The organism is Arthrobacter zhaoguopingii (genome assembly GCF_009828605.1).
In the GTDB taxonomy this organism is placed as follows: domain Bacteria; phylum Actinomycetota; class Actinomycetes; order Actinomycetales; family Micrococcaceae; genus Arthrobacter_D; species Arthrobacter_D zhaoguopingii.
The window spans coordinates 52155-71198 of record NZ_WIAE01000014.1 but is presented as its reverse complement, the minus strand read 5'-3'; the positions used below and the strand labels follow the sequence as shown (position 1 = coordinate 71198).

The following is a 19044-nucleotide window of genomic DNA, read 5'->3' as shown; positions in this document are numbered from 1 at the left end:
TGCGCCTGACCGGGCGCCCGGCGGAGAACGTGGCCCTGGTGGAGGCCTACGCCAAGGAACAGGGCCTGTGGCACGATCCGTCCACCGAGATCCGGTTCTCCGAATACCTGGAGCTGGACCTGTCCACCGTGGTGCCCTCCATCGCCGGGCCCAAGCGCCCCCAGGACCGGGTCGCCCTGACCGAATCCAAAAGCCAGTTCCGCAAGGATCTGGCCAACTATGTGCATGCCGTCGACGACGACGCCCTCGATGAGGCCCTTGACGAGACGTTCCCCGCCTCCGACGTGCCGGCGATGACGGCACCCCTGGTCGCCTCCGCCGCCTCCCCGGGACGCGGGCGTCCCTCCCGTGCCGTGCCCGTATCCATGACCGACGGGCGGGAGTTCGAGCTGGACCACGGTGCGGTGACGATCGCGTCGATCACCTCCTGCACGAACACCTCCAACCCCTCGGTCATGCTCGCCGCCGCACTGCTGGCACGCAACGCCGTGGAGAAGGGCCTGAGCTCCAAGCCGTGGGTGAAGACCTCCGTCGCCCCGGGCTCGAAGGTCGTCACCGACTACTACGACCGCTCCGGTCTCACCCCGTACCTTGAGAAGCTCGGCTTCTTCCTCGTCGGGTACGGCTGCGCCACCTGCATCGGCAACTCCGGGCCGCTCGAGGATGAAATCTCCTCGGCCATCTCCGCGCACGACCTCACGGTCGCCGCTGTCCTCTCCGGCAACCGGAACTTCGAGGGCCGGATCAACCCGGACGTGAAGATGAACTACCTGGCCTCCCCGCCGCTGGTGGTCGCCTATGCCCTGGCCGGCACTCTGGACTTCGACTTCGAGCACGACCCCCTGGGACTCGATGCGGAAGGAAACGGCATCTTCCTCCGCGATATCTGGCCGAGTCCGGTCGAGGTGCAGTCAGTCATCGACTCCTCGATCGATCAGGAGATGTTCACCTCGAGCTACGGGTCGATCTTCGAGGGCGACGAGCGCTGGCGGGCCCTGCCCACACCGGCCGGCGCCACTTTCGCGTGGGATCCCGAGTCCACCTACGTGCGGAAGCCTCCGTACTTCGAGGGCATCACCGCGGTGCCGGAGCCCGTGGGAGACATTGCCGAGGCCCGGGTGCTCGTGATGCTCGGCGATTCGGTGACCACCGACCACATCAGCCCGGCAGGCTCCTTCAAGTCCGACACCCCGGCCGGACGGTACCTGCTCGAGCACGGCGTGCAGCGCAAGGACTTCAACTCGTACGGCTCCCGCCGCGGCAACCACGAGGTGATGATCCGCGGCACCTTCGCCAATATCCGGCTGCGCAACCGCCTGCTCGACGGCGTCGAGGGCGGCTTCACCCGGGATTTCACCCAGACCGGCGGTCCCCAGACCTACATCTACGACGCGGCGAGGAACTACGCCATTGCAGGCACGCCGCTGGTGGTCCTGGCGGGCAGGGAATACGGCTCCGGGTCCTCCCGTGACTGGGCGGCCAAGGGCACCGCGCTGCTCGGGGTGAAGGCGGTGATCGCCGAGAGCTACGAGAGGATCCACCGCTCCAACCTCATCGGCATGGGCGTGCTCCCGCTCCAGTTCCGCCAGGGCGAGAACGCCGCAGTCCTTGGACTGACCGGCACCGAAACGTTCTCGGTGGAGGGCATCACGGCGCTCAATGCGGGCAGCATCCCCGACACGGTCCGCGTCACGGCGGTCCCGGAGGAAGACGGCGAGCCGGTCTCCTTCGACGCCGTCGTGCGCATCGACACCCCGGGCGAGGCCGACTACTACCGGCACGGCGGCATCCTCCACTACGTCCTGAGGCAGCTCAGTGCGCACTGAGTCCCGGATCTCCGCCGGGAAGATGCCAGGACAGCCCGCCCGCCGGTCCGCCGCGGAGGGGTCCCGGGCGTCGGGCGCCGGGAGATCGGGCACCTGCGGGTGGGCTGTGACGTTAGAGTTAACGGACATTGCCCTGGCGAAGTCTTCGCCGCAGCAGACGACCTGAGGAGGCGCCGGTGGGACTTCTTGAGACAATTCGCAGCCCGCAGGACCTGAGCCGGCTTACCGAATCCCAGCTCGACGCCCTTGCCCGGGAGATCCGTTCCTTCCTCGTCACCAACGTCTCCCGCACCGGCGGTCACCTCGGCCCTAACCTGGGCGTTGTCGAACTGACCCTGGGCGTCCACCGCGTGTTCGACTCGCCGCGCGACAGCATCATCTTCGACACCGGCCATCAGTCCTACGTCCACAAGCTCGTCACCGGCCGGCAGAACTTCGACACCCTGCGCCAGCAGGGCGGCCTCTCGGGGTACCCCTCCCGCGCCGAGTCCGTGCACGACATCGTCGAAAGCTCCCACGCGTCGTCGTCGCTGTCCTGGGCCGACGGAATCTCCCGCGCCCGCGTGCTGAACGGGGAGGGCGACCGGTACACCGTCGTCCTCGTCGGCGACGGCGCCCTCACCGGTGGCATGGCCTGGGAGGCGATCAACAATATCGCCGCGGACAAGCGCCGCCGCGTGGTGATTGTGGTGAATGACAATGGACGCTCCTACGCCCCGACGATCGGCGGCGTCGCCGATTACCTCGCCTCCCTCCGCCCGGCACTCGACTCGGTCCGCACCCACAAGGTGTACGAAAGAACCCTCGAGTGGTTCACCGGCCGGCTGCAGGCCGGCGGGCCCGCGGGCCGTTTCGCGTACAAGAGCCTCCACGCCACGAAAAAGGGCGTGAAGGACTGGTGGGCTCCGCAGGGTCTCTTCGAGGACCTCGGCATGAAGTACGTCGGCCCGGTCGACGGCCACGACCTCGGCGCCGTCGAGCAGGCACTCCACCTCGCCCGCAACTACGAAGGCCCGGTGATCGTGCACGCGATCACCGAAAAGGGGCACGGCTACGCCCCGGCACGCGCCCACGAGGCCGACCAGTTCCACGCCGTAGGCATCATCGACCCGGGCACGGGGGAGCCGGTCGAGTCCGGCGCCTCCCAGTCCTGGACCTCGGTCTTCGCCAACGAAATCGCCGACATCGCCGACGAGCGCCCCGACATTGTCGGCATCACCGGCGCCATGCTCATCCCGGTCGGGCTGCACCGCTTCGCCGCCCGCCACCCGGACCGCGTGTTCGACGTCGGCATCGCCGAACAGCACGCGCTCACCAGTGCCGCAGGAATGGCCTACGGAGGGCTGCACCCCGTCGTCGCGCTCTACGCCACGTTCCTGAACCGGGCCTTCGACCAGCTCCTGATGGACGTCGCGCTGCACAAGGCCGGGGTCACCATCGTCCTTGACCGCTCGGGGGTGACCGGGCCCGACGGCGCCAGCCACCACGGCATGTGGGACCTCTCCATGCTGCAGACCGTGCCCGGGCTGCACCTTGCCGCCCCGCGTGATGCCACCCGGCTGCGTGAGGAGCTGCGCGAGGCAGTCTCGATTCCGGACGCCCCGAGCGTGGTGCGTTATTCCAAGGGCTCGGTCGGTGCGGAGGTCGAGGCCATCGAGCGCCTGGGCGACGGCGTCGACGTGCTCGCCCGGCGGCCCTCCGGATCCACGAACAACGACGTGCTGATCGTCAGCGTCGGCGCCATGAGCGAACTCGCCCTCGATGTCTCAAACCGGCTCGGGGCCCAGGGCATCAGCTCGACGGTCATCGATCCCCGCTGGGTGCTGCCCGTCTGCCCGTCGGTGATCGATCTGGCCGCGGAGCACCGCATCGTCATTGTGATCGAGGACGGCGTGCGCGCCGGCGGCGTTGGGTCGAGGATCCGGCAGGAGATGCGGGCCGCGGGCGTCGATACCGCCCTGAACGAGGTGGGCCTCCCCGTGGAGTTCCTCGACCACGGCTCGCGCAGCGAGGTGCTCACCCGGGTGGGCCTGACCGCGCAGAAGGTCACCCACGACATCGTGGCGCAGGTCCTGGGAACGAAGGTCCCGGTGGCCCGGCCCCTGCCCGGCCACGATTCCGCTGCCGGCCGGGAGTCCACTTCCGGCCAGGACGCGACCACCGGGCAGTTCCCGACCCTCTAGGCTCCCGGCCTGCGTCGAGGACGCAGGAATAACCGGTGAACCGACGGCTGCCCCGGAATTACTGCGTCCTCGATGGCGGGGGAGGGCGCCGGATGGTTCGAGGCTGCTCAGCCCAGCAGGGCCCCGGCGAAGCGCAGGAACACCGACGCCGCGCCCGCCACGATCAGCAGCGCCACCAGGACCCACGACCACTCGGCCAGCAGCCGTGCGGCCCGCGGGCGAACCGGCAGCACCCCGGAGGCGGCATTACGTGCCGTAAGGTGCACGGTCAGCACGATCATCACGACCCAGACCACCATGCAGTAGATGCAGAGGATGGAGATCACAAACAGCGCCTGGAACCACAGCCAGAGTGTGAACGCCGCGCCGAGGACCGTTCCGGCCTGCAGGCCGAGCCAGTACCAGCGGCGCAGCTCGGCCCCCGCGAGCAGCGCCATGCCTGTGGTGATCACGACGGCGAAGGCCACGAGGCCGATCAGCGGGTTGGGGAAGCCGAACACCGCGGCCTGCTGCGTCCGAAACACCTCGCCGCAGGAGATCCACGGGTTCAGGTCGCAGCTCGTGACGTACCCTGGGTCCGCATAGAGGGCGAGCCGTTCGAGGACCAGCTGCCCCGAGGCGAGCCAGCCGACGACGCCGGTGGCCACCAGGAGGAAAGCGAACCGCCGCTCCGGCCGTCGGGTCGCGGCTCCTTTCTCCGGATTCGTGGCGGAGGGAGCAGCGTGCGCGGGGTGTGCCATGGGGTGGTCGTCGTCCTCGGGTGGGCGGTCGGCGCCGGCATCCCGTGCGCCGATGGTTCCGCCACTCTAGCCGCCGGAACGGCTGATTTGCATGCTGGTGTGAGACAATTGCCGTGGCTGGTTCGGGAACCACATTTCCGTTCCGGTCCAGCGACAGGCTTCCGCTCTGCGGGCGATGCTTCCGGCGCACCGAGCCCATCAATCCTGATGGGCGGTTCCGGAATCCGCCTCGCAGGCCACCGTGATTACGACGGATGAGTTGGAAAAGCGCCGCTGGTCTTTGAGTGATGCCGCACCCTCCAGCCGGTGCGACCTCAAACGACACAATGACGACTTCCGGTCGCCGCTAGGGCGTAGGGTCCGCGGACGGCCGACATACTGCCCTGGAGGGCGCTGGAATGTGGCCGGTGCCGCAGGGGCTGGAGCCAATACATATGGATCAGTTCGAAACGCAGAACAACGAGCAGGGTGCAGCAGCAGGGGCCGCCGAGGCGCAGTCCCCAACAGTGCCGGTGAAGAAGGCCCCGCGGGCCCGCAGGGCGGCAAGCTCGCCCGCCGGAGCGCCGACGAAGGTCCCGGCGGCCGAGACCGCCGGAGACACTCCCGCACCGGAAGCATCCGCAGCGCCGGCCGACACGGCCTCCGAAGCACCCCGCCGGCGCGCCACCCGCGCCCGCAAGGCCCCGGCCGCTGTGCCGGAGTCGCCGGTGGAGGCACCGCTCGACGCCGCAAGCACCACGGCCGGCACTGACCCGGCCGGCGGTGGCGCAGCCGCCAGTGAGGCACCGGAGAGTGTCGGTGGGTCGGTCACCGGTTCCGCCTCCGACGTGCCCGCCGCCGAGCCGGCACCCAAGGCGAAGGCCACCCGCACCCGCCGCAGGGCCGCCACGGCCGAAGCAGGACCGGCAGCGCCCGCGCCCGAGGTTCCTTTCGGAGAGCCCGCCGCCGCAGAGGCCGCCGTAGCCGCGGCCGCCGTCGCCGGTGACACCGCCGACGCCGGAGCGGCACCAGCCGGGGAGGACGTCCCGGCCGAGAAGCCGGTCCGGGCCCGCCGGACCGCACGCACCCGCCGGACGAAGAGCGACGCCGGAGAGGCCGTCGCGGTTTCCGCGGACGGTGAAGCAGCCGAGGAGGCAGCCGCAGGCTCGGCCGACGACGCCGGAACCGAGGTCCCCGCGGCCGCCGCGCAGCAGCCCCACGCTACCCAGGCAGGAAAGACGGAGCCGGGCACGGCGGAGACCGCCGCCGAACCGGCACCGAAGAGCGCCGAACCCTCGTACGTCGACCCCTTCGCCATTCCGGATTCGCCCCTCTCGCTGCTCTTCCACGCCCCCGACCTGAGCGCCGCGGTCCAGGCCGTCAAGGTCACCGAGCCCGCGCTTGAGGACGACGAGGACGACGACTCCGATGACTCCGGACCGCGCCGCCGGCGCAGCCGCCGCCGGGGCCGGAACCGCAGCGACGACGGCTCCGGCGACGCCCAGGACGACGAGACCGGGGACTCTAGGGAGGGACAGTCCAACGGACCCTCCTCCGAGGCAGGGGACGCCGTTACCTCCCGCCGCCGGCGCCGTCGCCGCCGCGGAGACCAGGACCTCGAACTGACCGGCGGGGAGGACGACGATCCGCCCAACACGGTGACCCGGGTCCGCGCCCCGCGCCAGAGCAACGACGTCCCCTCCGACCGGGTGACCAGCGTCAAGGGCTCCACCCGCCTTGAGGCGAAGAAGCAGCGCCGCCGTGAATCCCGCGATTCCGGCCGCCGCCGCCAGGTCATCACCGAGGCCGAGTTCCTTGCGCGCCGCGAATCAGTCGACCGTCAGATGGTGGTGCGCCAGCGCGACGACAGGATCCAGATCGGCGTGCTCGAGGACGGGATCCTCGCCGAGCACTTCGTCTCCAAGACCCAGCAGGACTCGCTGATCGGCAACGTCTACCTCGGCAAGGTGCAGAACGTTCTGCCGAGCATGGAGGCGGCCTTCGTGGACATTGGACGCGGCCGCAACGCCGTGCTGTACGCGGGCGAGGTCAACTGGGACGCCGCCGGCCTCGACGGGCAGCCGCGCCGCATCGAGCTGGCGCTGAAGTCCGGTGACCCGGTGCTCGTCCAGGTCACCAAGGACCCCGTGGGCCACAAGGGAGCCCGCCTGACCAGCCAGATCTCCCTGCCGGGCCGCTACCTCGTGTACGTGCCGGGCGGCTCCATGACGGGCATCTCCCGCAAGCTGCCCGACGTCGAGCGCAACCGGCTCAAGCGCATCCTCAAGGACCGCCTGCCCGAGAACGCCGGGGTCATCGTGCGCACCGCGGCCGAAGGCGCCAGCGAAGAGGAACTGACCCACGACATCAACCGGCTGCGCGCCCAGTGGGAGGAGATCGAACGCAAGTCCTCCTCCACCAAGACGCTCGCCCCGGAGCTCCTTTACGGCGAGCCGGACCTCACCATCAAGGTGGTCCGCGACGTCTTCAACGAGGACTTCTCCAAGCTCCTCGTCTCCGGCGAGGAGGCCTGGGACACCATCGAGGCCTACGTCATGTACGTGGCGCCGGATCTGGTGGGCCGCCTTGAGAAGTGGACCTCGGAGGAGGATATCTTCACCGCGAGCCGCATTGACGAGCAGATCCAGAAGGCCCTTGACCGGAAGGTCTACCTTCCCTCCGGCGGCTCGCTGGTGATCGACCGCACCGAGGCGATGACCGTCGTCGACGTCAATACCGGCAAGTTCACCGGCAGCGGCGGCAACCTCGAGGAGACGGTCACCAAGAACAACCTCGAAGCGGCCGAGGAGGTGGTGCGCCAGCTGCGGCTGCGCGACATCGGCGGCATCATCGTCATCGACTTCATCGACATGGTCCTCGAAGCCAACCGCGACCTCGTGCTGCGCCGGCTCGTCGAGTGCCTCGGCCGGGACCGTACCAAGCACCAGGTGGCGGAGGTGACCTCACTCGGGCTCGTCCAGATGACCCGCAAGCGTATGGGCACCGGGCTGCTCGAGGTCTTCGGCGAGGTCTGCGAGCACTGCGCCGGACGCGGCGTGGTGACCCACGACGAGCCGGTCGAACACCGCCGCCACGCCGTCTCCACCGAGAACCACCAGCAGCACCTCCGCCAGGAAAAGATGTCCCGCAGTGAGCGCAAGCGCAGCCGCGGACGCACCTCCGAGCAGGTCGAGGAGCCGCAGGCAGCTCCCGAGCCGCGCGCGGAAAGCCCGGAGCGGGCAGCCAAGGCGGAGGCGGCGCGCGCCGCCCTCGCGAGTATCGCCGCGGCCACCCACCATGCCGCACACAGCGACGACGCGCCGGCGGTAACGCCGGAGAAGGCACCGGCCCCGGAGAAGGCGCCCGCCGCGGAGGGGTCCCGGGACGAGGCAGCCGCGGCGGTCCTCACCATCAATGGTGAGACCGTCACCCTGCCCCGTGCGGACGCGGCCGCGGCGCCAGCCGCCCCGGAGGGTCCGCGGCTGACACTTGACAGCCTTGCCGAGGCTTTCGACAAGAAGCCGGCCGGTGAACGGGGTGCGGGAGCCGCTGAGGCCCCGGCGCGGGATACGGCCCAGCGCGCGGAAGCCCCGGCCTCGCCAGCACCGGCCACCCAGTCAGTACCGGCTGCCCAGGCGTCCCGCCGCCGCCCGCGGCGCCGGGCCGCCAGCGCCCAGGGCTCGAACGCCTCCATTGAAACGGTGACGGGCTCCGGCGCAGGCGAAGCCCAGCCCGGCGCACAGCACGTGGCCCGGGCCGGGAAGCCCGCGCCGCGGGAGGATAACGGGGGAGACGAGCCGATGATCCTCGGCGTCGGCGTGCCCGCCTCCGACCTGTAGGCAGGAACGCTGCTTCCTTGAACGCGCAGGAGCCGGACCCCGCACTGCGGGGGCCGGCTCCTGCGCTGTCCTGAGGAGTTTCCGGTTGACCGAACATCAGTTCGGCTCCCAGGTATGCAGAACGACGTCGAGAATGCGGAACCGACGTACGATCCGCCTTTTCGGCCGCCGTTACTGCACTGTCGACGGCAACCGGGCGATGGGAACCGGGCCCGGCGACGCATCGAAGTCGCACCCGGCCCGCACTCGGCCCGCACCGGAGCCGCACCTTGGCCGCGCCGGGAGGAGCCCTGAATTTGCGGGAAGCTGCCCCACTGACGTAACCTTGATCTTCGGTGCGTTCGCCTTCTAACCGGTGTATCCGGGGCGTAGACGCACGGCGCAGATATGGCTCTTTGAAGTGTCCTTCCCGGATGCCAGCCGCAGAGCGCAACCAGTTTTTCACATCAGAAGTCAAGATTGTCGAGAGAAGTGAGTTCCCAAGTGGTGTACGCGATTGTCCGCGCAGGCGGCCGCCAAGAAAAGGTTTCCGTTGGAGACCTCGTTACCCTTGACCGCGTCACCGGTCAGGCAGGAAGCACCTTTGCGCTGCCTGCCCTCCTTCTGGTAGACGGCGACAAGGTCACCTCAGCAGCAAAGGACCTCGAGAAGGTCACCGTCACTGCCGAGATCGTTGAGAATCTTCGCGGCCCGAAGATTGTCATCCAGAAGTTCAAGAACAAGACCGGCTACAAGAAGCGCCAGGGTCACCGTTCAGAGCTGACCCGCGTCAAAATCACAGGTATCGCGTAACCCTCTGCGGTTGCTCGGTCGGTCAAACAGTATCTTCAGCGAAGGCAGGCATAACTCATGGCACATAAGAAGGGCGCGAGCTCCACTCGCAACGGTCGCGACTCCAACGCTCAGTACCTCGGCGTGAAGCGCTTCGGCGGCCAGGTCGTCAAGGCCGGCGAAATCATCGTCCGCCAGCGCGGCACCCACTTCCACCCCGGTGCCAACGTTGGCCGCGGCGGGGATGACACGCTGTTCGCCCTCGAAGCAGGTGCCGTTGAATTCGGTACCCGCCGTGGGCGCCGCGTCGTGAACATCGTTGGGGCAGCCGCGGAGTAATCTGCCGCTTTCAACGCACGATGCTCCAAGCATTGAGGTGGGGTGGGCCGACATGGCTCACCCCGCCTTCTTTTAAGCCGGTTAGACCCGGCACAGTGAAGCATTTCAGAAGGAGATCAACGTGGCCAGCTTCGTTGACCGAGTAGTCCTGCACGTTTCCGGCGGCACAGGCGGCCACGGCTGCGTGTCCGTCAAGCGCGAGAAGTTCAAGCCCCTGGGTGGGCCCGACGGCGGCAACGGCGGCGACGGCGGCGACGTGATCCTGCGCGTCGACCCGCAGACCACCACCCTGCTCGACTACCACCACGCCCCGCACCGGCACGCCACCAACGGCGGCAACGGCATGGGCGACTGGCGCGGCGGCAAGAACGGCGAGACGCTCATCCTTCCGGTGCCCGACGGCACCGTCGTCAAGGCCAAGGACGGCACCGTGCTGGCCGACCTCGTCGGTGAAGGCGCCGAGTTCGTCGCCGCAGCCGGCGGCCAGGGAGGGCTGGGTAACTCCTCGCTGTCCTCCCAGAAGCGCAAGGCCCCCGGCTTCGCCCTGCTGGGTATCCCCGGCGACGAGCGCGACGTCGTCCTGGAGCTGAAGTCGATCGCCGACATCGCCCTGGTGGGCTTCCCCTCGGCGGGCAAGTCGAGCCTGATCGCCGCGATGTCCGCCGCACGGCCCAAGATCGCCGACTACCCCTTCACCACGCTGGTCCCCAACCTCGGCGTGGTCGAGGCCGGTAACACCCGCTTCACCATCGCCGACGTCCCCGGCCTGATCGAGGGCGCCAGCGAAGGCAAGGGCCTGGGCCACCACTTCCTGCGCCACGTCGAACGCTGCGCCGCCCTGGTGCACGTGCTTGACACCGCGGCCCTCGAGACCGACCGCGATCCGCTGGGCGACCTGGCCGTGATCGAGGGCGAACTCGACAAGTACGCCGTGGACATGAGCTTCGCGGGCTCCGACGGGGAGGTCGTTCCCCTCAATGAGCGCCCGCGCCTCGTGGTGCTGAACAAGGTGGACGTGCCCGACGGCCGCGACATGGCCGCCATGGTGCGGCCCGAGCTCGAGGCGCGCGGCTACCGCGTGTTCGAGGTCTCCGCCTCAAGCCACGAGGGCCTGCGCCAGTTTGGCTTCGCCATGGCCGAGATCGTCCAGGCCGCCCGCGACGCCGTGAAGGCCGCCCCGCCGAAGGTCGCGCCTCCCGTCCTGCGCCCCCGCGCAGTCAATTCCGCCGGGTTCCGCATCCGCAACGAGGAAAAGGACGCGCTGCCCCTGTTCCGCGTGCTCGGCGAGAAGCCCGAGCGCTGGGTCAAGCAGACCGACTTCACCAACGACGAGGCTGTCGGCTACCTCGCAGACCGCCTGGCGAAGCTCGGCGTCGAAGAGCAGCTGTTCAAGGCCGGGGCCAAGCCGGGCGACACCGTTGTTATCGGCGAGGGCGACGGCGTAGTGTTCGACTGGGAGCCCACCATGATGGGCGGGGCGGAGTTGCTGGCCGGCCCGCGCGGCACCGACCTGCGGCTGGCCGAATACGTCCGCCCCACCCGCGAGCAGAAGCGCGAGGAGTACCAGGAGCGCAAGGACGCGAAGGCCGCCGCGCGCGCCGAGCTCGAGGCCGACCGCAAGGCGGGCATCTGGACCGAGTCCGTGAACAACAAGGCCAAGCGCACCCCCGCCCCCGCAGACAACGCGGGCGACCAGGCGTAGGGACGCGATGGCAGCACACTCACCCCTGACGGACCGCTCCGGGCTGCCCGGGGCCCGGCGGGTCGTCGTCAAGGTGGGGTCCTCCTCCCTGACCTCGGTTTCGGGTGGGATCTCCACCGAGGCCCTGGTGGGCCTCGTCGATATCCTCGCCGCGCGGCGCCTGGCAGGCACCGAGCTGATCCTGGTTTCCTCCGGGGCGATCGCGGCGGGCCTCGCCCCGCTGGGGCTCGCGCGCCGTCCGGCGCAGCTGTCCTCCCAGCAGGCCGCGGCGAGCGTGGGGCAGGGACTGCTGATGGCCCGCTATACGCAGGCCTTCGGCGCCCATGGGGTGACGGTGAGCCAGGTGCTGCTCACGGCCGACGACCTGATCCGGCGCTCCCACTACGCCAATGCGCACCGGGCCATGGAGCGACTGCTGAACTTCGGCGTCGTGCCGATCGTCAACGAGAACGACGCCGTAGCGAGCCACGAGATCCGGTTCGGCGACAACGACCGCCTCGCGGCTCTGGTGGCCCACCTGGTGAAGGCCGACGCCCTCGTGCTGCTCTCGGACGTCGACGCCCTGTATGACGGCCCGCCGAAGGACGGCGCGCAGCGCATCCCGGACGTGCACTCGGCGGCCGACCTTGAGGGCGTCAGTATCGGACGCGCCGGCGCAGCCGGAGTCGGCACCGGCGGCATGGCCACCAAGGTGGAGGCCGCCGGGATCGCGGCAGCCTCGGGCATCCCCGCGCTCGTGACCTCGACGGCGAACGCCGCCGCGGCCCTGAACGGGGCCGACGTCGGCACCTGGTTCTCCGCCGGCGGCCGCCGCCAGCCCATCCGGCTGCTGTGGCTGGCCCATCTGGCGCGCATCCAGGGCACCCTGATTCTCGACGACGGTGCCGTGAAGGCCGTGGGGGAGCGGCGGCGCTCACTGCTCCCGGCGGGCATCCTCGCCGTGAAGGGCGACTTCGAGCCCGGCGATCCGGTGGAAATGGTCGACACCTCCGGCCGTGCCGTCGCCCGCGGGCTCGTCAACTACAGCTCCGCCGAACTGCCGCCCATGCTGGGTCGCTCCACCCGGGACCTCGCCGAGGAACTCGGGCACGGGTACGAACGCTCGGTGGTGCACGTCAACGACCTCGTGGTGCTCTGAGCCAACGCCCACTCCGGCCGCGGAGGCCGGACCCGCGGCACCGGGAGCCTCTCGGTAGACTGTGCTCATGATTCCTCCCCAGACGCTGCAGGGCGGGCGCACCCCCGCCGAATCCGAGGACGCCGCCGTCCAGGCCGCGTCCGGTGAACCGACCACCGTGGAAGCGACCACCGCGGAACCGACCACCGTGGAACCGGACGTCACGCAGGCCGTGTACGCCCTGACCGACCGTTCCCGCGCCGCCTCCCGCATTCTTGCCTCGGCCACCCGCGCCACCAAGGACCGGGCCCTGCGCGCCGTGGCCGCTGCGCTCACCGAACGCCAGGACACCGTGCTCGCCGCCAATGCGCTCGACGTCGAGGCGGGCCGGGCGAACGGCACCTCGGCCTACCTACTTGACCGGCTCAGCCTCGATCCGGGCCGCGTGGCCGGGCTGGCCCGGGCCCTTGAGGAGCTCGCGGCCCTTCCCGATCCCGTGGGGTCGGCGGTGCGGGGGCAAACCCTGCCCAACGGGATCCGGCTGCGCCAGGTGCGGGTGCCTCTCGGCGTGGTCGCCGCCATCTACGAGGCCCGGCCGAATGTCACGATCGATATCGCAGGCCTGGCCCTGAAGAGCGGCAACGCCGTGATCCTGCGCGGCGGATCCGCCGCGGCGCACACCAACGCCGCGCTCGTGGAGATCATCGGCGCGGTGCTCGAGGAGAGCGGACTGCCAGCCGACGCGGTGCTGAGCGTCGACCAGTACGGCCGGGCCGGGGCGGCCGCCCTGATGGGCGCACGCGGCCGGGTCGACGTCCTGATTCCGCGCGGCGGGCGGGACCTGATCCAGACGGTCGTCCGTGAATCCTCGGTGCCCGTGATCGAGACCGGCGAGGGCAACGTGCACATCTTCCTCGATGAGAGCGCCGACGCCGGGATGGCCACCGACATCCTGCTCAATGCCAAGACCCAGCGGCCCAGCGTCTGCAACACCGTCGAGACCCTGCTGATCCACAGCGGGGCCGCCGCGGCCCCGGCGGTGCTCGGCCGGCTCGCCGACGCGGGCGTCCGCCTCCACGTCGACGGGCGGGCCCAGGCCCTGCTGCCCGAGGGGACGGCGTCCGAGCCGGCCACCGACGACGACTGGGGCCGGGAGTACATGGCTCTCGACCTCGCCGTCGGCGTCGTCGATTCGGTGGACGAGGCGCTGGCCCACATCCGGCGCTGGAGCACCGGGCACAGCGAGGCGATCATCACCAACGACCTGTCCAACTCGGAGCGGTTCATCGCCGGAGTTGACTCGGCGGCGGTCCTGGTGAACGCCTCCACCCGGTTTGTCGACGGCGGGGAGCTGGGCCTGGGTGCGGAGGTCGGAATCTCCACCCAGAAGATGCACGCCCGCGGACCCATGGGCCTCGCCGAACTGACAACCACGAAATGGATCATCTCGGGCGACGGCCAGGTGCGGCAGTGACGCACGTGTGCGGCTCCGATCGAGCAGCGCGTAATATGGTATCGAACCTGCTCGCCGGCCCGGGCGCTCCGGCGGTCCGCCATTACATTCCAAGGGGAACTACATGCTGAATTTCTACGCCGACGCAGCGGTGCTTGCAGGCGAGGCGGCGGTGCACCACGAGCTGCCGCTTCCGGCGATCGTGTACCCGCTGATCGTCGGGGGCTTCCTGCTCCTGCTCATGATCGTCACCGCCTCGTTCTCCAACCTCGGCCACCGGCATGAAGCCACGCGGGAACACCTCGACCCGCACAAGCAGCACCCCAACAAGCACGACCACGGCGAAGCCACCCGGCGCTAGTTCCCTTGGGCGATTCGACGAAGGCCGGCGAGCCGGGCACCGGGGACACCGCACCGCACCGGCGGCGTGACGGCGGGCCATGGCGGCTCGGTGTCATGGGCGGCACCTTCGACCCGATCCACCACGGGCACCTCGTGGCGGCGAGCGAAGTCGCCGCCGTGTTCGGCCTGGATGAGGTGGTCTTTGTTCCCACCGGCCAGCCGTGGCAGAAGGCCGACACCCGCGTGACGTCGGCGGAGCACCGGTACCTGATGACGGTGATCGCCACGGCCTCAAACCCGGACTTCACCGTGAGCAGGGTGGACATCGACCGGCCCGGCCCGACCTTCACCATCGACACGCTGCGCGACCTCAAGGCCGCCCGGCCCGAGGCCGAGCTGTTCTTCATCACCGGGGCCGATGCGATGGCGCAGATCCTCTCGTGGAAGAATGTCGACGAGCTGTGGACCCTCGCCCACTTCATCGGAGTGACGCGCCCCGGGCACGAGCTCGACGGCGGCGGGCACGACGTGAGCCTGCTTGAGGTCCCGGCCATGGCCATTTCCTCGACCGACTGCCGCCGCCGGGTCGAATCGGGCAACCCGGTGTGGTACCTGGTGCCGGACGGGGTGGTGCAGTACATCGCCAAGTACGGGCTCTATGCAAGGACCGACGCTCCCGCCGCGCAGGGGGCCGACGACGGCGCCGGACCCGGGACGCCGCCCCACGGTGTCAATCCCACAGCGCTTCCGCAGACGACCGGATGAGAAAGCAATGAGCAAGGCTAACGACGAGAAGGACCCACGACCCGCCGCTTCCGGCCGCGGGTCTTCCGCTGTATCGGGAACCGGAACCGCAGGCGGGGGGCAGCGGCGGAGCCGGCGTGCCGCCGACGCGCCGGTCGACGCCGAAGTCCACACCTCCGAGCGGGTATCCCTGGTGCGGGCGAGGGACCGTGAGGCCCTGCGCACCTACCGTGCCCTGGCCGAACACTCAGTGCCCACGGTCACCGGCTCATATGACGCAATGCCCACCCGGCGCCAGCTGCGGCTGCAGCAGCAGGAAGCGCAGGCGGCCCGGGCGGAGGCTCCCACCACCGCTCCCGGCGGCACGGTTCCGGGCGATTCCACCCCAGCTGCTTCCACCCCGGCTGCTTCCACCCCAGCTGCTTTGACCGCCGATGAGTCGGCCTCCGCTGCTTCGACTCCCGCCACTGCAGGAGCCGGCAGCTCGGCGCAGGGATCGGCCGGTGCAGCCCCCTCCGGCGCGGTGACGGCACCGGAGACGGCCGCGCAGCAGGGCGAAGGCCGCCCCCTGCACCCCGACGGGACCCCCATCGAGCGGCGGGTCGCCCAGGTGCCGCTCGAAGGCCGGCGCGACCGCCGCCGCCGCGTGAGCACCGAGGGGGCAGGCGCGGCCGGTGAGCCGCAGGCAACCGGCGCTGCCCCCGCCGCCGGCCAGGGAGCCGGTGGGGAGGACCTGAGCGTCGAGCAGGCCCTCGCGGCCCGCGAGGCCATCGCTGCGCAGGCCCGGGACCAGGTCGCTCTGATCGAGGCGGCGCAGGGCACCGATCCGTTCGCCGTCGACCCCGCCATCCTGGCGAAGCAGAAGGCCCTGGCCGAACGCGCCGCCGTCCTCAACAGCCGGGCGCAGAAGATCCAGAAGCTTTCCGAGGAAAATTCCCAGCGGCGTCCGCAGTCGAGCGACCCAACCACCGCGCACAACCTCTCGATCGTCGCGCCGCCCGAATACGTTCAGGTGCCCGGGGTAGGCGGCCCGGTCCTGAAGGCCCCGACCACCTCCCACGTTCCGGTCGTCCGCCGTCCCCTTCCGTCGAAGCCATCGGCACACCCTGCGGCTCCCGCCCAAGGTTCGGCCTCCGCCGGCAAGGGCCCCGAGCGGCGGTCGCAGGTGCTGGCGCAGGCCGAGGCCCTCGCCCGCAACCACGGCCGGGCCACCGACGACGGCGCCACTCCCGTGCGTGCCCAAAGCGCCCACGGGCTTGACCCCCTTGACGCGATGACCGCGGGCCTGGCCCGGGTTCGGCGGATGAGGTACCTGCAGTTTTCAATACTCGGGTTGGGCGTGCTTGCACTCCTGGCCGGAATTCTAATGATTGTCAGCGGCCTCGGCGGCTGACCACACACAAGGAGATCAGTGAGCGCTACCGAATCGTCCATCGGGATTGCCCGCACCGCGGCACACGCCGCAGTGGACAAGATTGCCCAGGACATTGTTGCCATCGATGTAAGCGAGCGCCTGGCGATCACCGATGTTTTCCTCATTGCCTCGGCGCCGAGCGAACGGCAGGTCAACGCCATCGTCGACGGCATCGAGGAGGAACTGTCAAAGCAGGGGCTGAAGCCTGTCCGGCGTGAAGGCCGCAGCGAGGGCCGCTGGGTGCTGCTCGACTACGCCGAGGTGGTCATCCACGTCCAGCACGAGGAGGACCGCGTCTTCTACGCCCTGGAGCGGCTGTGGAACGACTGCCCGTCCGTCGACCTGCAGCTTGAAGGCTCCCTGCAGAGCTCACCGCAGAACCCCGATGCGCCCAGCGCCGTCAGCACCGAAGCGGAGTGACGGGACACCGGCACGATGACCCTGCCGCCCGCAGGGTGATCTTCTGGCGGCATGGGAGAACAGCCTGGAACCACGGCGGGATGTTCCAGGGCCAGGAAGATGTTCCGCTCGATGCGACCGGCCGGCGCCAGGCCTCCCGGGCCGCCGGGCTGCTCGCCCAGCGCCACCCGGTGCGCATTGTGTCCTCCGACCTCAGCCGGGCCGCCGACACCGCCCACGCCCTGGCCTCCATCACCGGCCTGAAGGTGCGGCTGGACAAGCGCTTCCGGGAGACGGCCGCCGGTGCGTGGCAGGGTCTCACCTTCGCTGAGATCGATGAGCGGTTCCCCGAGGACAATGCCGCCTGGCGCGGGGGCGACCCTTTGGTCCGGGCCGGCGGTGCGGAGAACCGGGAGGAAGTCGGCCGCCGGATGAGCGAGGCCACCCTCGAAGCGGTGGAGGACCTCGCCCCTGGGCAGACCCTCGTGGTGGTCAGCCACGGCGGAGCGATCCGCGCCGGACTGGCCGCCCTGATGGGCCTGCCCTCAACCACCTGGGGTGCGCTGGCCGGGGTATCCAACTGCCACTGGTCACTTCTGGACGAGCAGGTCCGCACCCCGGAGGCGCTCTTTTCCTGGCAGCTGCGGGAACACAATGTGGGTCTCGGGTCCTTCCCGGCGGAGCCGATCGAGGGCTAGCGGGGGCCGGTTCCGGCCGATTTTGCAGGAGCGGAAAACTTTACTAAACTAAACGAGTTGCTTCAGCCGGTTAGCCGGAGGGAAACAACGGATTGGGGCTGTGGCGCAGCTGGTAGCGCACCTGCATGGCATGCAGGGGGTCAGGGGTTCGAGTCCCCTCAGCTCCACCAATCCGCCGCCAGGTTCCGGGAATCACCCCCGAGACCTGGCGGCTTTTGTGTGCCCGGGAGTCTGCGCGGCGCGGACCGGAACCTGCAACAGTTTTGGAACGATTCCGGCGCCCCTGCCCACGACGCGCCGCCGGGCCCCACAATGGACCGATCGATGCACTACCGATCGATGCACTATGGACAGATCAGCGGCCGTCCGGGAGGTCCACATGAACAAGAGGCGCACGTCCGTTTTATCCGTCAGCGGGGCCCTCGGCCTCGCCGTCGTGCTGGGAGCATGCGCTCCGGCCGCCTCGGGGCCGGCCCCCGGGCTCACCCAGTCGGCTTCGAACAGCATCGCGGCGTCCTCGACGCCAACCCCGACGCCCGCGGGGACCACCGCGCCAGGCTCCACGCCGGGTGCCACGGCACCCACAGGCACCGCACCGCCGACCGACCCGCCCACGGCGCCCGGCTGGAACACCTACACGACCCTCGACGGCGAGCTCGCCTTCGACTATCCCGAGAACTGGACGATCGTCGCCGCGGAAGGGGCAGCACCTGGCGGGGTCTTTATCGAGGTGGTCAGCGACACCGGAAAGTCGATCGCGACGCTGCGCACCAATCTGGTCACCGGCGCCGAGTGCGCCCAGAAGAGCCCCTACGGGGTGATCGAGTCGCGGCCGCTGCCCGCCCTGGCCCAGGCCGGTAGCACTCCCCGCTTCGTCTTTGAAATCCGCAGCGACCCAGCGCAGGCCGACCCGCAGAAGGGATTCAGCGGAGCCTATGGCATCACCTCGGCGCCGGAGCCGGTGGGCCCGACGGCGTGCCCGATTGCGCACTTCTTTACCTGGCCTCCCAGCGGCGCGGCATTCGGAGGCATCTACGACCCGTTCGACACGACGCCCGGCAACCCGCCGCACGCCGACACGCCGCAGGTGTACGCGGAGACGGAGGAGTTCGGGAAGATCCGCACCATGATCACGTCCCTGCGCCCGGCGGAGTAGGCCGCCGCCAGGCTCGGCGTCCCGCCGCGGGGCGGCCCGGCGTCGGCGGTGGTACTACCGGGCGGGCCCCGGCCGGCCCGGTCCGTCCCGGTTTTCGGACAGCCAGCGCCGCGACCAGATCACCACCACGTACACCACGAGGCAGTTGGTGATGACCCGCATCAGGGTCAGTTCGGTGCTGTAGGCGCCGAAGATCAGCACCGTGACGAGGACGACGAAGGCGCTCCTCCTCAGGAGGGAAAAATGCCGGGACGTCAGGCCGCTGGGCCAGGGGTAGAAGTCAACCTGCGGCGGTTTGTCCGCGTTTCCGAACACATCAGCTCCTCGGGTGGTTTCAGCTGA

At 69.9% G+C, this 19044-nt stretch carries 16 protein-coding genes and 1 tRNA gene; 15 read left to right on the top strand and 2 right to left on the bottom strand.

Features of this window, described 5'->3' with window-relative positions; all coding sequences use genetic code 11:
• Nucleotides 1-1826: aconitate hydratase AcnA (gene acnA, locus GVV77_RS15530; RefSeq protein ID WP_159619847.1), on the top strand; the 1826-nt coding region annotated here is incomplete at its 5' end.
• A 176-nt stretch (nt 1827-2002) separates the two neighbouring features.
• Complete coding sequence (dxs, locus tag GVV77_RS15525; protein WP_159619845.1) at nt 2003-4009, top strand: 1-deoxy-D-xylulose-5-phosphate synthase; 2007 nt, start codon at nt 2003-2005, stop codon at nt 4007-4009.
• A gap of 107 nt (nt 4010-4116) precedes the next feature.
• Here the strand turns inward: dxs and GVV77_RS15520 are convergent, their stop codons facing one another.
• On the bottom strand, nt 4117-4749 hold the full coding sequence (locus GVV77_RS15520) for a vitamin K epoxide reductase family protein (protein WP_159619843.1): 633 nt from the start codon (nt 4747-4749) through the stop codon (nt 4117-4119).
• 434 nt (nt 4750-5183) lie between these two features.
• On the opposite strand from GVV77_RS15520, the gene GVV77_RS15515 reads away from it, so the two are divergent.
• The 13 genes from GVV77_RS15515 to GVV77_RS15455 all read left to right on the top strand — a co-directional run bounded on the left by GVV77_RS15515 (nt 5184) and on the right by GVV77_RS15455 (nt 18702).
• Entirely contained in the window at nt 5184-8567 is a 3384-nt protein-coding gene (locus GVV77_RS15515; RefSeq protein WP_159619841.1) for an Rne/Rng family ribonuclease, read from the top strand.
• A 483-nt stretch (nt 8568-9050) separates the two neighbouring features.
• A complete protein-coding gene (gene rplU, locus GVV77_RS15510; RefSeq protein WP_159619839.1) occupies nt 9051-9359 on the top strand; it encodes a 50S ribosomal protein L21 in 309 nt (102 codons plus the stop codon).
• 57 nt (nt 9360-9416) lie between these two features.
• On the top strand, nt 9417-9677 hold the full coding sequence (gene rpmA / locus GVV77_RS15505; protein ID WP_026545518.1) for a 50S ribosomal protein L27: 261 nt from the start codon (nt 9417-9419) through the stop codon (nt 9675-9677).
• 121 nt (nt 9678-9798) lie between these two features.
• Entirely contained in the window at nt 9799-11379 is a 1581-nt protein-coding gene (gene obgE, locus GVV77_RS15500; RefSeq protein ID WP_159619837.1) for a GTPase ObgE, read from the top strand.
• A gap of 7 nt (nt 11380-11386) precedes the next feature.
• The gene (gene proB, locus GVV77_RS15495; RefSeq protein ID WP_159619836.1) at nt 11387-12517 is read left to right on the top strand and encodes a glutamate 5-kinase; all 1131 of its coding nucleotides are present in this window, start codon (nt 11387-11389) and stop codon (nt 12515-12517) included.
• Nucleotides 12518-12584: 67 nt separating this feature from the next.
• Nucleotides 12585-13970, top strand: coding sequence for a glutamate-5-semialdehyde dehydrogenase (locus tag GVV77_RS15490; RefSeq protein WP_159619835.1), 1386 nt, complete (start codon nt 12585-12587; stop codon nt 13968-13970).
• A gap of 103 nt (nt 13971-14073) precedes the next feature.
• The gene (locus tag GVV77_RS15485; protein ID WP_159619834.1) at nt 14074-14310 is read left to right on the top strand and encodes a hypothetical protein; all 237 of its coding nucleotides are present in this window, start codon (nt 14074-14076) and stop codon (nt 14308-14310) included.
• A gap of 95 nt (nt 14311-14405) precedes the next feature.
• The gene (nadD, locus tag GVV77_RS15480) at nt 14406-15056 is read left to right on the top strand and encodes a nicotinate-nucleotide adenylyltransferase (protein ID WP_159619863.1); all 651 of its coding nucleotides are present in this window, start codon (nt 14406-14408) and stop codon (nt 15054-15056) included.
• Nucleotides 15057-15063: 7 nt separating this feature from the next.
• Nucleotides 15064-16428 (top strand): hypothetical protein, encoded by a 1365-nt coding sequence (locus GVV77_RS15475; RefSeq protein WP_159619833.1) that lies wholly within the window; start codon nt 15064-15066, stop codon nt 16426-16428.
• Nucleotides 16429-16446: 18 nt separating this feature from the next.
• Entirely contained in the window at nt 16447-16869 is a 423-nt protein-coding gene (gene rsfS, locus GVV77_RS15470; protein WP_120168924.1) for a ribosome silencing factor, read from the top strand.
• A complete protein-coding gene (locus tag GVV77_RS15465; RefSeq protein ID WP_246199862.1) occupies nt 16866-17546 on the top strand; it encodes a histidine phosphatase family protein in 681 nt (226 codons plus the stop codon). The genes rsfS and GVV77_RS15465 overlap by 4 nt, the downstream gene beginning before the upstream one ends.
• Nucleotides 17547-17640: 94 nt before the next feature.
• Nucleotides 17641-17716, top strand: a tRNA-Ala gene (locus GVV77_RS15460).
• Between the two features lie 209 nt (nt 17717-17925).
• On the top strand, nt 17926-18702 hold the full coding sequence (locus GVV77_RS15455; protein ID WP_159619832.1) for a hypothetical protein: 777 nt from the start codon (nt 17926-17928) through the stop codon (nt 18700-18702).
• A gap of 54 nt (nt 18703-18756) precedes the next feature.
• On the opposite strand, the gene GVV77_RS15450 is transcribed toward GVV77_RS15455, so the two are convergent.
• The gene (locus GVV77_RS15450; RefSeq protein WP_159619831.1) at nt 18757-19017 is read right to left on the bottom strand and encodes a hypothetical protein; all 261 of its coding nucleotides are present in this window, start codon (nt 19015-19017) and stop codon (nt 18757-18759) included.
• Nucleotides 19018-19044: the final 27 nt, after the last annotated feature.

What these genes read in the sequence shown, in the direction of transcription:
- GVV77_RS15520 (WP_159619843.1), bottom strand. Translation starts at nt 4,749, where the DNA reads ATGGCACACCCCGCGCACGCTGCTCCCTCCGCCACGAATCCGGAGAAA.
- GVV77_RS15515 (WP_159619841.1), top strand. Translation starts at nt 5,184, where the DNA reads ATGGATCAGTTCGAAACGCAGAACAACGAGCAGGGTGCAGCAGCAGGG.
- rpmA (WP_026545518.1), top strand. Translation starts at nt 9,417, where the DNA reads ATGGCACATAAGAAGGGCGCGAGCTCCACTCGCAACGGTCGCGACTCC.
- proB (WP_159619836.1), top strand. Translation starts at nt 11,387, where the DNA reads ATGGCAGCACACTCACCCCTGACGGACCGCTCCGGGCTGCCCGGGGCC.
- GVV77_RS15490 (WP_159619835.1), top strand. Translation starts at nt 12,585, where the DNA reads ATGATTCCTCCCCAGACGCTGCAGGGCGGGCGCACCCCCGCCGAATCC.
- GVV77_RS15485 (WP_159619834.1), top strand. Translation starts at nt 14,074, where the DNA reads ATGCTGAATTTCTACGCCGACGCAGCGGTGCTTGCAGGCGAGGCGGCG.
- nadD (WP_159619863.1), top strand. Translation starts at nt 14,406, where the DNA reads ATGGGCGGCACCTTCGACCCGATCCACCACGGGCACCTCGTGGCGGCG.
- GVV77_RS15475 (WP_159619833.1), top strand. Translation starts at nt 15,064, where the DNA reads ATGAGCAAGGCTAACGACGAGAAGGACCCACGACCCGCCGCTTCCGGC.
- GVV77_RS15455 (WP_159619832.1), top strand. Translation starts at nt 17,926, where the DNA reads ATGAACAAGAGGCGCACGTCCGTTTTATCCGTCAGCGGGGCCCTCGGC.